The sequence below is a fragment of the Psychroflexus salarius genome (assembly GCF_900129035.1).
In the GTDB taxonomy this organism is placed as follows: Bacteria; Bacteroidota; Bacteroidia; order Flavobacteriales; family Flavobacteriaceae; genus Psychroflexus; species Psychroflexus salarius.
Genome location: NZ_FQTW01000010.1, coordinates 12,451 through 27,729, shown reverse-complemented (window position 1 = coordinate 27,729; position 15,279 = coordinate 12,451). Strand labels below are relative to the sequence as shown.

Annotated in this window: 11 protein-coding genes; 8 read left to right on the top strand and 3 right to left on the bottom strand. The window is 34.6% G+C overall.

Annotation, left to right across the window (positions count from 1 at the left end; translation table 11 throughout):
- Nucleotides 1-21: 21 nt before the first annotated feature.
- The 3 genes from BUB82_RS10440 to gldJ all read right to left on the bottom strand — a co-directional run bounded on the left by BUB82_RS10440 (nt 22) and on the right by gldJ (nt 4,358).
- Nucleotides 22-1,362 carry an MATE family efflux transporter gene (locus BUB82_RS10440; protein ID WP_073193570.1) on the bottom strand — a complete coding sequence of 447 codons (1,341 nt, stop codon included), beginning with the start codon at nt 1,360-1,362 and terminating at the stop codon, nt 22-24.
- A complete protein-coding gene (locus BUB82_RS10435) occupies nt 1,352-2,629 on the bottom strand; it encodes a UDP-N-acetylmuramoyl-tripeptide--D-alanyl-D-alanine ligase (protein ID WP_073193569.1) in 1,278 nt (425 codons plus the stop codon). The genes BUB82_RS10440 and BUB82_RS10435 overlap by 11 nt, the downstream gene beginning before the upstream one ends.
- A 73-nt stretch (nt 2,630-2,702) precedes the next feature.
- Nucleotides 2,703-4,358 (bottom strand): gliding motility lipoprotein GldJ, encoded by a 1,656-nt coding sequence (gene gldJ, locus BUB82_RS10430; protein WP_073193568.1) that lies wholly within the window; start codon nt 4,356-4,358, stop codon nt 2,703-2,705.
- Between the two features lie 169 nt (nt 4,359-4,527).
- Between gldJ and porU the strand changes: the two genes are divergently transcribed.
- The 8 genes from porU (at nt 4,528) to BUB82_RS10390 (ending at nt 15,264) form a co-directional block, all read left to right on the top strand.
- Complete coding sequence (gene porU, locus BUB82_RS10425; protein WP_073193567.1) at nt 4,528-8,352, top strand: type IX secretion system sortase PorU; 3,825 nt, start codon at nt 4,528-4,530, stop codon at nt 8,350-8,352.
- Nucleotides 8,353-8,387: 35 nt separating this feature from the next.
- A complete protein-coding gene (gene porV / locus BUB82_RS10420; RefSeq protein WP_073193566.1) occupies nt 8,388-9,563 on the top strand; it encodes a type IX secretion system outer membrane channel protein PorV in 1,176 nt (391 codons plus the stop codon).
- An 89-nt stretch (nt 9,564-9,652) separates the two neighbouring features.
- Nucleotides 9,653-10,141: a cytidine deaminase gene (gene cdd / locus BUB82_RS10415; RefSeq protein ID WP_073193565.1), complete on the top strand. Its 489-nt coding sequence runs from the start codon at nt 9,653-9,655 to the stop codon at nt 10,139-10,141.
- A gap of 79 nt (nt 10,142-10,220) precedes the next feature.
- Nucleotides 10,221-11,219, top strand: a complete 999-nt coding sequence (gene pdhA, locus BUB82_RS10410; RefSeq protein WP_073193564.1) for a pyruvate dehydrogenase (acetyl-transferring) E1 component subunit alpha — start codon at nt 10,221-10,223, stop codon at nt 11,217-11,219.
- A gap of 3 nt (nt 11,220-11,222) precedes the next feature.
- A complete protein-coding gene (locus BUB82_RS10405) occupies nt 11,223-12,914 on the top strand; it encodes a pyruvate dehydrogenase complex dihydrolipoamide acetyltransferase (protein ID WP_073193563.1) in 1,692 nt (563 codons plus the stop codon).
- A 71-nt stretch (nt 12,915-12,985) separates the two neighbouring features.
- Nucleotides 12,986-13,948 carry a M20/M25/M40 family metallo-hydrolase gene (locus tag BUB82_RS10400; protein ID WP_073193562.1) on the top strand — a complete coding sequence of 321 codons (963 nt, stop codon included), beginning with the start codon at nt 12,986-12,988 and terminating at the stop codon, nt 13,946-13,948.
- Entirely contained in the window at nt 13,949-14,629 is a 681-nt protein-coding gene (locus BUB82_RS10395) for an SDR family NAD(P)-dependent oxidoreductase (RefSeq protein WP_073193561.1), read from the top strand.
- 5 nt (nt 14,630-14,634) lie between these two features.
- Nucleotides 14,635-15,264 (top strand): SprT-like domain-containing protein, encoded by a 630-nt coding sequence (locus BUB82_RS10390; protein WP_073193560.1) that lies wholly within the window; start codon nt 14,635-14,637, stop codon nt 15,262-15,264.
- Nucleotides 15,265-15,279: the final 15 nt, after the last annotated feature.

The window sequence follows — 15,279 nt, the reverse complement described above, 5'->3', positions numbered from 1 at the left end:
TAAGCATTTGTTAATTCGGCATTAAACTTTAGCTAAATACTTTTGCTTAAATTGAATGACAAGCGCTGAACTTCGGATGAGCATCCATATAAAAAATGCAATCCAAATTCCGTATAGTTGAAGCCCGAATGCATCAGCAATTAAAAGACTTGGGATAAAACCTCCGAAAGTAGCCACTAGTAATAAGTTTCTTAAATATACAGCTTCGCCAAGGCCTTTAAAAATACCATCAAACATGAATGCAATAGCGTTAATAGGCTGCATGAGAAGTACAATCCAAAACACTTTTTCAAATTCAGCTAATACAGCTTGATTTTTATTAAAAATTAACCCGATTTCACTATAAAATAGGGCGCAAACTAAGCCAAGGCTAATTGCGATAATAACAGCATATTTACTGATGTCTTTGCTTAAAAGCCAAAGTTTTTGATAAGCTTTTTCGCCTAAAAGTTTGCCGCCAATGGCATTGCCAGCATTGGCATAGCCATCTATAAAGAATGAAAAAAACAGCCATATATTCATTAAAATACTTTGGGCTGCGATATAATTCTTACCATAATCTGTGGCATAGGCATTAGCAAAATAAATGGCAATATTTAAAGCTAAGGTTCTTAAAAACAAGTTGGCACTCATTTTTATAAGTGGTTTTAGATTTGGGTTAAGTGAGAGTCTAATCTTTAAATTAAAAGGTGTTTTTTTAAAGTAAAAATATAAAGCTAAAACCAGCATTACAGCCTGAGCAATAACGCTTGCAATGGCAGCGCCTTCAAGGTGCATAGGCTTAATAATGTTTGGGATTCCAAAAACCAAGACATAACTCATAATTACGTTTACTAGGCCGCCAATTAAACTGCATTTCATGGCCCAAAGTGTATTTTGTAAGCCTCTAAACACTCCAAAAATGGCAAAAGTGACTAAGGTTAAAGGATAACCGAGTGCTCTTATGCGGTAATAAGATTTGGCATAATCTAATATTTGACCTTCAGCATTATAGGCCGAAAATATGAGTTCAGCAAAAAAAGCGGTAATTGTATAAACAATAAGACTGAGTATTAAATTTAGAGCTAAAGTTTGTGGAACTAATGTTTTAACAGCATTGAGTCTATTTTGTCCTAAATGTTGTGAAACCAAGGCCGAAATTGCTGTTTTTGTTTGGGCAAGAATCCATATTAAGGCTGATAAAAATGAACCTACCAATCCAACAGCAGCAAGAGATTCAACAGCATTGACTTTTACATTACCAATAATAGCTAAGTCAGTTAGTGAAATTAAAGGTTCTGCAATCCCAGCTATAATTGCAGGTATAGCAATTTTATTGATTTCAGAAAAACTTACTTTGGGTAATTTTGACTTAGATTTCATTAGTAATGACTTCTAATTTCATTCCTCTAGAACCTTTTATTAAGATTGAACTATCGGTTAAGTCGATTTGTTTTAGATGCTTAATTAAGCTTTCAACGCGATCAAAATGCCTTATGTTTTTAAATTCAGCTGAAGCTTTTTTAAATTCTTTACCTAATAATAAAATTTCGTTTAGTTGAAGGGATTGGGCATAGGCTAATAATTGCTGATGTTCTTTAAAGCTGCTTTCTCCAATCTCAAACATATCACCTAAAATGGCCACTTTTTTCTTTGAATCAAAACGATTTAAGTTTTCTATTGCTAATTTCATGCTTGTAGGATTGGCATTATAAGCATCAAGAATAATTTGATAACTTTTTCGTGTTATGAGCTCTGACCGCATCGCTTCTGGCTGAAAATTTTCGATTGCAAATTGAATTTTTTTTATTGGAACGCTAAAGTATTTGCCAATTCCAACTGCTGCAGAAATATTTTTAAAATTATATTCACCTAATAGTTGGCTTTGAATCTTTACACCATCAACTTCAATTTTCACGTAGGGTTTTGCCTCTAAAAATGATACAACACAATGTGAAAGTTTGCTTTGGCCTATGCTGTAAGTCTTGGCATCTAGTGTTTTGTTAATCTGGATTTCATCGTCATTATTAATAAATATTTTTCTATTGGCTTCTATTAGAAATTCATAAAGTTCACTTTTACCTTTAATTACGCCTTCAACACCGCCAAATCCTTCTAAATGTGCTTTACCGAAATTTGTAATATAACCATAGCTAGGTTCGGCAATTTTGCAGAGGGCTTCGATTTCTTTTTGGTGATTTGCGCCCATTTCTACAACGCCAATTTCTATAGAGCTGTCAAATGACAGAAGTGTTAAAGGGACACCGATGTGATTGTTTAAATTTCCTTTTGTACCAGCTACTTTAAATTTTTGACTAAGGACTTCTAATACCAGTTTTTTTGTTGTAGTTTTTCCGTTACTGCCAGTAATTGCAATAATTGGTAAGTTAAGATATCGCCTATGATAATTGGCTAATCTTTGTAAGGTTGATAGTGTGTTTTCTACAAGAACACAATTATTTTGATAGTAATTTTCAGCATCGATTACTGCTTTTAATGCACCGTTTTCAATCGCTTTTTTGGCATAAGTATTACCGTCAAAGTTTTCACCTTTCAGTGCAAAATAGATTTGATTTTTTTTAAGTGTTCTAGTATCTGTGCTAATCCCAGATGATTGCAAATAGAGTTGATGAAGTTGCTTTATGTCCATATAGGTTGTTATAAAAAATAATGCCCTAATTCAAAATTAGGGCATTATGAGTAATTTATAAGTTTAAACAATATTAATTTCTAGTTTTTCGACCTTTAAATGTTTTAGAGCCTGTTTTAGACATGGCGTTTCTAAACCCAATAAAATCTGTTGCCATATCTTGTGGGAAATAGCGTCTTTGTGCAGGATCTAACCAATAAGCGCGATCTCTCCAAGAGCCACCTTTATAAACACGTACACTATCATCTATTAGAGTAGTTCTAGAATTCGATTCATCATATTTACGATCTAGTTTACCATTAGCGGCTGTAACTTCGTGTTCTGGAGAATTATACATCTTGTTATCAGAATTGTTACTGCCTGATTGTTTAAAATATCTTGACGAGGCTTTATCACCATCTCTAAAATTCTTATTGTTACTTCTTGAGAAATTAGTTCTCAAGTAAGTTTCTTTTTCGTCAATTCCAACTTTTTTGATTTCGCCAGGTAAATTTCTAGCGATAATTTTACCGTCACTTAAAGTGTCATAAACGACATCGTCAGCTCCTAAAATTTCAACTTTACCATCTTTTCCGATCGCATTTTTAGTATAAACGTTACCACGATAGTAATTAAAATCATTAAATTCAACATCAACTCTAGGTCTGTAAACATCGGCAACCCATTCCGCAACATTACCAGCCATATCGTATAAACCATAATCGTTAGGCTCATAAGATTTAACTTCAGTTGTAATATCAGCACCATCATCACTCCAGCCTGCAATTCCGCCGTAATCACCAACACCTTGTTTAAAATTAGCTTTTTGGTCACCTAAAGTTTTACGCTTACTTGAACGTGTGTATTCGCCATCCCAAGGATATTTTTTTCGGCCTTTGTAGGAATTATAATCTCTAACCGAAGTTTGCGCTACTGCAGCATATTCCCATTCTGCTTCTGTAGGTAAACGGTATTCAGGATAAAAAACACCATCTTTCTTCTGTACGTAGATATTAGTTGAGTCAGAATTTTTTCTGTTTAATTTACGCTGAGTTTGTTTTCCAGCTCTTGTAATTGAATCGTTTCCACCATAGACTTGTGATGGTGCGTTTAAATAAGTGTCAGTTGTAAAGTTAGATTCAGCTGAAGCATTTCTATAGGCATCTCTAGCCACGTAGCCTTCATCAGCTGCAATTTTTTCGTTAACACGGTCTGTACGCCACTTACTAAATTCTGTTGCTTGAATCCAATTAACACCAACAACTGGATAGTTTTGGTAAGCAGGGTGTCTTAAATAATTATTAACCATGTTTTCTAAGAAACCAAGCGGGTTTCTCCAAACAAGTGTATCTGGTAATGCACCTTTATAAATATTTGCATATCGTTCTTCACTTGGTGGATAAACTTCTTTAAGGTAATTTAAATATTCTAAATACATTAAATTGGTAACCTCAGTTTCATCCATATAAAAAGATTGAACGTGCTGTTGTGTAGGTGAATTATTCCAATCATGCATTACATCATCTTGAACACGACCCATTGTAAATGTTCCACCTTCAACAAAAACTAAGCCTGGAGCAGGCTCTTTAGATTCATAGTCTGTTTTATATTCAAGACCACCTTTTTTTCCACTTAAATCCCAACCAGTGGCTCTAGATGAGCTAGAATAATCTCTTGAATTATTACAACTTATTAAAGCAAAGGCTCCTAAAACTGTAACACCAATATTAAGGATATTCTTAATTTTCATAATTAACTTGTTTGACTTGACTATTTAGGCTCGCAATATAATAATTAACGCTGTATTAACAAGAATATTTTTTTATAATCAAAAAAAAATGAAAAGATGTTTAAAAACATCACTTAAAAATTAATTTTGCATTGAATACTATAAGCATTTACAAGACGTTTTAAAATTAATGAAATTATATTCTAAGTTTTTGTTTGCTATTTTTTTTGTGTTTAACCTAGCTTACTCACAAACCGAAACTATTTCAATTAATTGGAAGGATGTTAACTTAGTCAATGATCAAGAAGGTCGATTTATTATACATGGTTTTAGTCAAGAATTTTTGTCATATAATCCAGCATCAAAAGAATTGAGATACGAGCGTTCTTGGAAATTATCTCAAAACAGCTATAAAATTACCAACTTAGTTTACCAACCTATTTCAAAAAATAAAATTCAGCATATTAAGCCTAATCAAGCTAAAAATAATTTTAGAACTTCTATAAGTTATGCTGGTAAAACCGCTTTCTTCAATTTAAGTTTACCACCTATTATTGAGGAAAATGGCGTTCTTAAAAAATTGATGCGTTTTGATTTGGTAAAGACCTCTGAATTTAGTTCAACTCGAACTTCACCTAAAACAGTACCTAGTATTAGTAATTCTGTTTTTGCGACCTCCAATATGTACAAATTTTATGTTGAAGATGACGGTGTTCATAGAATTTCTGGTGCTTTTTTAGAGCAATTAGGTGTTGATTTAGACAATTTAAGTTCAAATTCAATACATGTTTATGGTCATGGCGGCGGTATGCTTCCACTTCGAAATTCTGAAAATCAATTTTTTGATCCACCGAAATTAGCAATTCAAGTTGTCGATGGTGGTGATGGTGTTTTTAACGCTAATGATTATGTTTTGTTCTATGCGACAACAACTCGACAGTGGAATGAAACAAGTCAAACCTTTGTCAACGCATATGCTGATCGTGCTTACTATTATATTGGTATTAATGGTACTTCACCAAAGCGGGTTTTAAGCTTTACGCAGCCTGCTGAACCGCCAAGTTTAATACTTACAGAGTTTGAGGAAGAGCAATTTTATGAAGTTGATGAGGTTAGCCTTGCTTTGGTTGGTAGACGTTGGTTTGGCGATCGTTTTGATATTGAAACACAACGTGATTACAATTTTGAGTTTGAGAATTTAATAAGCTCTGAACCAATCGAGTTAAAAGTTTATGCTGGAGCAGTTTCTGCATTAACTAGTTCTATGAATATCAGTGCAAATTCTAATGAAGTTGGCACGATTAATTTTGCAGCTAATAGCCAAATTTCGACAGCTACTGGTGGCAATTTTTTTGGTAATTTCAACTCAAACTCAGATGAAGTTAATATTAGTTTGACCTACAATAAGCAAGGTAACCCAAGTGCGGCAGGTTTTCTAGATTTAATAAGTGTAAAAGCAAAACGTGCCTTAGCAGGTTCTAGTGAGCAGTTTAAATTTTACCATCCAATCGTAGAAAATCAACCAGGTGTTGTGCAGTATCAATTTGAAAACGCTAGTCAAATCAATCAAATTTGGGATGTTAGCAACTTTACCGATGTTACCTCTATTCAAAATGCCCAAGAACTTTCAAATTTTAGTTTCAAAGCCAATATGGGGCAAGTTAAGACCTATGTCGCAGTAACTTCAACCTATCTTACGCCAAGAATTGAAGCTGGAAATGTCAATCCCAACGCGATTAACTTAAAAGGAACTATTTTTAATTCAGTTAATGGTAATTTTCAAGATATCGATTATTTAATTATTGCGAGAAGTGATTTTCTTTCAGCTGCTGAAAAGTTAGCCAATTACCGTAGAAACCGTGATGGTCTTAATGTAAAGGTTGTTCAGCTATCACATATTTATGAAGAATTTAATTCAGGTAAACAAGATATTGGTGCTATCAGAAATTTTGTGCGTTATGTTTACCAAAACGCCTCTAGTCCTGATAAAAGGTTGAAGTATCTCGGGTTTATAGGCGATACGTCTGTCGATTATAAAAATCGCCTTACCGGAAATACAAATGTAGTTCCAACTTACCAAAGTTACGGGAGTTTTTCAGATACGAGTAGCTCTTTTATGTCTGATGATTTTTATACCATGATGGATCCTGATGAAGGTTTAATGTTGGCTTCAGAAAAAATGGATATTGCCGTAGGTCGCATAGTTGCCGAAACGCCTAGCCAGGCTAATATTCAAATCAATAAAATTATAGATCATGAGTCTAGAGCTGCGCTTGAGCCTTGGCGTAATAATTTTATTTTGATTTCAGATGATGTTGATGAAGCATTTGAATTTCAAGATTTGCAACTTCAGCTAGATCAATTAGGCGATGAAATATCAGCTAACAAACCAAGTATTAATGTAAAAAAAATACATGCTGATGCTTTTCAGCAGCAACCATCAGCTGGTGGCGATCGTTACCCTGAAGCTGTTAAGGCAATTAATGATGCTATTGAGGTTGGCGCTGTTGTAGTTAACTATTTTGGACATGGTGGTGAAGATGGCTTGGCTCAAGAACGTTTGGTTTCGCAAACACAAGCACAAAACTGGACACATCCTAATCGCTACAATGTATTCGTAACCATTACTTGTGACTTTACAAAGTTTGATAATCCACTAAGAGTTACTGGCGGCGAACTGACTTATTGGAATAATAACGGTGGTGCGGTTGCCTTAGTGACAACCACGAGATCAATTACTGTTTCTGCAGGAGTTGCTTTTAATAATGTCTTTGCACCATTTTTATTTGATTATGACAATTTAGATGAGACTATTGCTGAGTCTGTTGTGAGAGCAAAAAATAACTTATCTGGTAATGGTAAACGCATCGTATTCTATATTGGTGACCCTGCAATGAAATTACCATTGCCCGAACCTCGTGTAAACATTACACAAATAAATGACCAGCCAATTGCACAGTTTTCTGAAACCCTACAGGCTTTAAGCCAAAATAAAGTCACTGGACAGTTGGTTTCTCCTAATGGTCAAATAATTGATGATTATAATGGTGAAGTAACCTTGACGCTATTTGATAAACGCATAGAACGTTCAACTCTTGGTAATGATGGTGTTACTGAAAATGGAGAACTATTAATAATGGATTTTACCACACTCGGCGAAATTTTATTCAAGGGAAAAGCGAGTGTTACAAATGGCGAATTTGAGTTTAACTTTGTTTTACCTAAAGACACCAGAATAGATGAAGGTGAAGGACGATTTAGCTTTTATTCCTTACAAAATCAAGCGCTCAATGAGTATAGCGGTTTCAATACAAGCATTTCTATTGGTGGTTTGAATGAAAATGCAGATGACGATCAAGAAGGACCACTAATTAATCTCTATATGAATGATGAAAATTTTGTTGACGGAGGAATTACCAACACAAATCCCTTTATCTTAGCAAATTTAGAAGATAATAACGGTATTAATACAGCTGGCGGAATAGGTCATGACATTGTTGCTATATTAGATGGTGATGAAGAAAATCCAATCATTTTAAATGAATACTACGAGGCCGCAACAGATACTTATCAGTCAGGTCAGGTTTACTATCAGCTTAAAGATTTAGAGCCTGGACCGCATACTTTAAGTTTTAAAGCTTGGGATGTTTATAATAACTCATCTACTTCAACCCTTAATTTTGTGGTGAGTAGTAATGATGAGTTGCAGCTTAGTAATGTTTTAAATTATCCAAATCCTTTTATTGACTATACTGAGTTTTGGTTTAATCACAATAGGCCATTTGAGCCGCTAGAAGTTCAAGTTCAGGTATTTACCGTGACAGGAAAAGTTGTTTGGACGCACAATCAAATGGTAAATACAAGCGGATTTCTGTCTAAGGATATTACCTGGAATGGCTTAGATGATTTTGGTCAAAAAATCGGTAAAGGTGTTTATATCTATAAACTAACTGTGAGATCTACAATTACAAATCAAAAACAAGAAAAATACGAAAAACTCGTTATACTTCAATAAAATTATAACTCTATATTTGCAATTCAATTTATATTATGAAACATAGTTTTTTATTTAGCATACTTTTAGTTTTAGGCGCACAAAATATTTTCGCTCAGGATGAAGATAGGCGAGTCGTGGCGACAGGCGTTCCTTTTTTATTGATTTCAGGTGACGCAAGAGCATCAGGCTTGGGAGATCAAGGTGTGGCTACACGGGTTGATGCTTTTTCTCAGCAGTGGAATGCTTCAAAATATGCTTTCTCTCAAGATCAGCAAGGTATAGCTTTAGCATTTACACCTTATTTAAGAGATATAGCAACTGATATTAACATTGCTCAACTCAATTACTTTAATCGAATTAGCGAAAGTGGTGCTTTTGCTGCGAGCTTAAAATACTTCAGTCTTGGCGAGGTTGAACTTAGGCAAACCGCTGATCAAGTTCCACAGATTGAAAGTCCCAACGAATTTGCCTTAGATTTAAGTTACTCATTACGTTTAAGCGATTTGTTTTCGATGGGAGTTACAGGCCGATTTATATCTTCTGATTTACGTATTTCATCTGTAGATGGAGATGCATCTGCGGCAAATACATTTGCGGCAGATATTTCGATGTTTTACAGAAGCGAAGAAGAAGTCTATAAAGATTTTAATGGTAGATGGCGAGCAGGATTAAGTATTAGTAACATTGGTCCTAAAATTAGTTACACAGATGACGATATTGGCGAAAATTTCTTACCTACCAACTTCCGTGCTGGTGTTGGTTTTGATTTTATTTTAGATCCATCTAATGTAATTGGCGTTTATGCGGAAGTTAATAAGTTGCTTGTGCCAACGCCTCCTAAAATAGAAACCGATGAAAATGGTGTTTTAACACCAGACAGCCAAGCTGCTCTTAATGATTATAATGATACAAATGAGTTTTCTGCCATATTTTCATCCTGGACAGATGCGCCAGATGGTTTTAGCGAAGAGCTTAAAGAATTTACTTGGGCCTTAGGTGCTGAATATTGGTACGAAGATAGCTTTGCTTTACGTTTAGGGTATTTTAATGAATCTGAAGAAAAAGGCTTTCGTAAATTCATGACGATTGGTGCTGGCTTTAAATATTCATCTATAACCATAGATGCTTCTTATTTATTTTCTACTTCTCCTATTCAAAACCCGTTAGAAGGTACTTTAAGGTTTGGCTTAACTTTCAATATTAATTCAGGCGCTTATTATGAATATTAAACTTAAGATTATCAAATAATATAAATGAAAAAAGTATCAATTTATTTTGATGCTTTTTTTGTCTATTTTAGTGATACCAAATTTCATTTATGATTAAAAAAACACTAAAAACTGAAATTGAAATCTACGATGGCTTAAATGAATTGTCAAAACAGCATCAAGATTTAATGCAACAGGCGCTTGAAGTTAGAGATCATGCATATGCACCTTATTCAAAATTTAAAGTTGGTGCAGCTATTTTATTAGATAATGGAAAAGTAGTTACAGGGAGTAATCAAGAAAATGCATCTTACCCTTCAGGCTTATGTGCCGAGCGAACTGCTATTTATTGGGCTGGTGCTAATTATCCTGATGCTAAAATTGTAAGTATTGCTATATGCGCTTCATCAATTCAGCAAGATAACCAAGAGCCAATACCGCCTTGTGGAGCTTGTAGGCAAGCAATCGCTGAATATGAACAAAAACAAAATACACCAATTTCAATTTTTTTTATGGGAATTAAAGGTAAAGTGGTTAAGGTTAATGCATTAGCCGATATATTACCACTAGCTTTTGATAATAAATATCTCAATTTTTAAATACCTATATTGGTTTTAAAATCTATTTTAAAATATTACTTTTGTAGTTCATTTTTGGAATCAAAGAAACAAACGCCTAATGAAAAAGATCACAAAGAAAACCTATCTAAAATGGTATGAAGACATGCTGTTTTGGAGAAAATTCGAAGACAAGTTAGCCCAAGTCTATATTCAACAAAAAGTAAGAGGTTTCTTGCACTTATACAATGGTCAAGAAGCAATTTTAGCTGGTGCTTTACACGTGATGGATTTAGAAAAAGACAAGATGATAACCGCTTATCGTAACCATGTCCAACCGATCGGTATGGGTGTTGATCCTAAGCGTGTTATGGCAGAATTATATGGTAAAGGCACAGGGACTTCACAAGGTTTAGGTGGCTCAATGCACATTTTCTCTAAAGAACACGGTTTCTATGGTGGTCATGGTATTGTTGGTGGTCAAATTCCACTTGGTGCTGGAATTGCTTTTGCTGATAAATACTTCAAAACAGGTGGTGTTACACTTTGTTTTTTAGGTGATGGTGCCGCAAGACAAGGTTCACTTCATGAAACTTTTAATATGGCAATGAATTGGAATTTGCCTGTTGTATTTTGTGTTGAAAATAACGGTTATGCAATGGGAACATCAGTTTCTAGAACAGCTAATCATGATGATATCTGGAAGTTAGGCCTTGGTTATGAAATGCCTTGCGGTCCTGTAGATGCTATGAAGCCCGAAAAAGTCGCTGAAGCTTTAGATGAAGCCATCGATCGGGCAAGATCTGGTGGCGGACCAACGTTTTTAGACCTTAAAACATATCGTTATAGAGGTCACTCGATGAGTGATGCTCAAAAATACAGGACTAAAGATGAGGTAGAAGAATACCAAAAGATCGATCCTATCACACAAGTTAAAGAATTGATTTTAGAAAAAAAATACGCCACTGAAGATGAAGTTAAATCGATGGACAAGCGTGTGAAAGACAAAGTAAAAGAATGTGAAAAATTTGCTGATGAGTCAGATTTTCCTGATAAAAACGTAATGTACGACGTTGTTTACGAACAAGATGATTATCCATTTATTCCTCATAAATTATAAATTATGGCAGAAGTAGTAAACATGCCACGATTAAGCGATACCATGGAAGAAGGTGTGGTCGCAAAATGGCTAAAACAAGTTGGCGATAAGGTAGAAGAAGGTGATATTTTAGCTGAAATTGAAACCGATAAGGCAACTATGGAATTTGAGTCTTTTCATGAAGGCACATTGCTTCATATCGGCATTGAGGAAGGTGATGGTGCACCAGTTGATAGTTTGTTAGCCATAATTGGTGAAGAAGGCGAAGATATACAAGCCTTGATTGATGGCGATAGCTCGGCTGAAGAAAAAGATGAAAAAGCCTCTGAAAAAGAAAACACCAAAGACAATATTGACGCTGAGAACAATAATTCATCTTCAGCTGAAATTCCTGAAGGTGTTGAAGTGGTTACAATGCCAAGACTTAGCGACACCATGGAAGAAGGTACTGTGGCAACTTGGCTAAAACAAGTTGGTGATGAGGTTGAAGAAGGCGATATTTTAGCTGAAATAGAGACTGATAAAGCAACAATGGAGTTTGAATCTTTTTATTCAGGCCAATTATTACATATTGGTATTAATGAAGGTGACTCAGCTCCCGTAGATGACGTTTTAGCAATTATTGGCCCAGAAGGTACTGATGTTGATGCTGTCTTAAACGCTTCAAAATCTTCAGATAATTCATCAAGTGATAAATCTTCTGAAGCTGAAAAAAATAATACGTCAACCCAAAATAAAGAAGAAAGTAAGTCCTCAACTGAAAGTCAAAGTCAACAGAATTCAAGCGCTTCGACTTCAACCGATGGTAAAGGTCGTATTTTGGCTTCACCTTTAGCTAAAAAAATGGCTAAAGATAAAGGGATTGATATTGCTCTAGTAGACGGTACCGGTGAAAACGGTCGAATCGTGAAAAAAGATATCGAAAATTACCAGCCAAAAGCAGCTGCTCAAAAAGAAACTTCATCAGAAAAACAAGAAGTTTCAGAACAAGAACAAGTACCTGCAAGTGTTGAGGTTTATCAGCCTGCAGGAGAAGAATCATTTGAAGAGGTTAAAAACTCTCAAATGCGAAAAACTATAGCAAAACGATTAGCCGAATCGAAATTTAACGCACCACATTATTATCTCACTGTAGAAGTAAATATGGAGCAGGCAATGGCCTCTAGAAAAAATATTAATGCCATGCCAGATGTTAAAGTTTCATTTAATGATTTGGTTATAAAGGCTTCAGCAATGGCGCTTCGTAAACACCCAAGAGTTAACTCGTCTTGGAATGGTGATGTAACAAAAATTGCTAAACACATTCATGTAGGTGTTGCCGTTGCCGTTGACGAAGGTTTAGTTGTTCCTGTTTTAGATTATGCAGACCAGCAAAGCTTAATGCAAATAGGTGCAAACGTCAAAGCCTTAGCAACTAAAGCCCGAAACAAAAAGCTTCAACCACAAGAAATGGAAGGTTCTACATTTACGGTTTCTAACTTAGGAATGTTTGGAATTACTGAATTTACAAGTATCATTAATCAACCCAACTCTTGTATTTTATCTGTTGGTGCTATTGTAGAAAAACCCGTTGTAAAAGATGGCGAAATTAAGGTTGGTCATACAATGAAACTTACATTAGCTTGTGATCACCGAACAGTTGACGGTGCAACAGGAGCTCAATTTTTACAGACTTTAAAAACTTATTTAGAAAATCCAGTCACGATGTTGGCTTAATTTAAATTTCTAATCAATAATTTAGCTGCCTTTAGATGTTCATTTAAAGGCAGTTTTTTTATATTCACATTATGAAAAATATAATTTTACTTTTAGCAATTAGCTTTGGTTTAATCGCTTGCCAAAAAGCGACAGAAAAAACAACTGAAGCCTTAACATCTTCAGCTTCGGCTGAAGGACAAGAACAAAACTTTACTTTAGAAGCTTCACTGAAATTTCTGTCTTCAGATTCGCTTGCCGGTCGTGAAACAGGAACTGTTGGTATTGAAAATGCAGCTGATCATATCGAGCAAGTTTTTAAAAAATTCAATGTTCAGCCTTATTTTGAAACTTATAAAGATAGTTTTCAAGTAAAAACTCAAACTGCCTATAATGTTGTAGGTATGGTCAAAGGTTCCAAACCAGAATTAAAACCAATCATGATAGGTGCTCATTACGACCATATTGGTTACGGCAAAGTTGTAGATAATGATAGTATTGCCAATGGTGCTAATGACAATGCAACAGGTACAGTAGCTGTTCTTGAATTAGCTAAGCATTTTTCTGAAAATCAACCTAAACGAAATGTGATTTTTGCCTTATTTTCTGCTGAAGAAAAAGGTTTACTAGGAGCAGAGCACTTAGCTGAACGATTCAGTAAAGAAGCCGTTGTGCCTTATTTTTTATTCAATATTGAAATGATTGGAATTCCAATGAATGGTAAAAACTATAAAGCCTATCTAACCGGTATTGAAAAATCTAATTTTGCTCAAGTTTTTAATACTGCTTCTAAAGCGTCAGTAGTTGGTTTTTTACCAGAAGCGCAAAAAATGGGTTTATTTAAGAGAAGTGATAATTACCCTTTTTATGAAGTTTTAAATATTCCAGCGCATACCGTTTGTACATTCGATTTTACAAATTTTAAGTACTACCACCATGTTGATGATGAGTTTGATAAGATGGACTTAAAGCATTTAAAATCTCTGATTAATAGTTTTAAATCTGGACTTACTAATTTGGCAAATACAACCAAAGACGAAATTAAATTAAACTAAATGAAACATATTGTCATAACAGGTACGAGTCGCGGAATTGGATTTGAAATGCTAAAGCAGTTTGCAGATTTAGGTCATCAAGTTTACGCATTATCGAGAAATGCTTCAACTGTAACCCAATTAAATCTAGATAGTGTTTACCCAATAGCCTGCGATTTACAGGATGAAACAAGTATTGCAACTGCGGTTGAATTTATTCAGTCTAAAACTTCAAAAGTTGATATTTTAATTAACAACGCAGGATTATTCTTGAAACAAGACTTTGCTGAAACAAATATCGCTGATGTTGCTGAAGTATATAAAACCAACGTTTTTGGTGTATTTTCCTTAACACATCAGCTATTAAATTTATTTAAAAATGAAGCACATGTTGTTACGATAAGTAGTATGGGAGGCGTCCAAGGTAGTGTTAAGTTTCCTGGATTAGCCGCTTATAGTTCAAGTAAAGCTGCTGTAATTACATTAACAGAGTTGCTAGCCGAAGAATATAAGGATACTGATTTGGCATTTAACGTTTTAGCTTTAGGTGCTGTGCAAACCGAAATGTTAGAAAATGCTTTTCCAGGCGTTGAAGCGCCAGTTTCAGCTGAAGAAATGGCTAAGTATATTGTTGAGTTTGCCTTAACCGGACATCAATTTTATAACGGTAAATTGTTACAAGTTTCTAACTCAACGCCATAAATGGCATGCGTGCAACCTTAAAAAATTATATTCCTCAGGCTGCTTTAACTTCAGTTATGCAATTAATTGAGCTTTATCAAGTTCATCTAAAAATAGTGAATGATCGGCAATCTAAACATGGTGACTTTAGAACCTTGAGTAACGGTAAGCATGTTATTACAGTTAACCATAGTTTAAATAAATACCGTTTTTTAATCACATTAATTCATGAGATAGCCCATTTAGTTGCTTTTGAAACTTATGGTCGGTCAATAAAGCCACACGGAAGAGAATGGAAGTATGTGTTTCAAAAACTAATGTTGCCGTTAATTAATCCTAAAATATTTCCTGACGAAATTTTACCATTCTTAGCTACACACTTTAAAAATCCAAAGGCTAGTAGTGATACTGATGCTAAATTATCGATTCTATTAAAAAAATACGACCAAACTTCAACAGGAAGTGATCATCCAGAAAAGGCTTCAGCAAAAAACTATATCTTTGAGCTTCCGCTGGGCAGCATTTTTCAAACCTCAAATGGCCGACTTTTTAAAAAAGGTCATCGTTTAAGAAAACGCTACCAATGTGAAGAGCTGAAAACAAAACGGCAATATGTATTTCAGCCAAATGCAGAAGTAGAACTTATAAAATCTTAATTTCAAAATAAATTA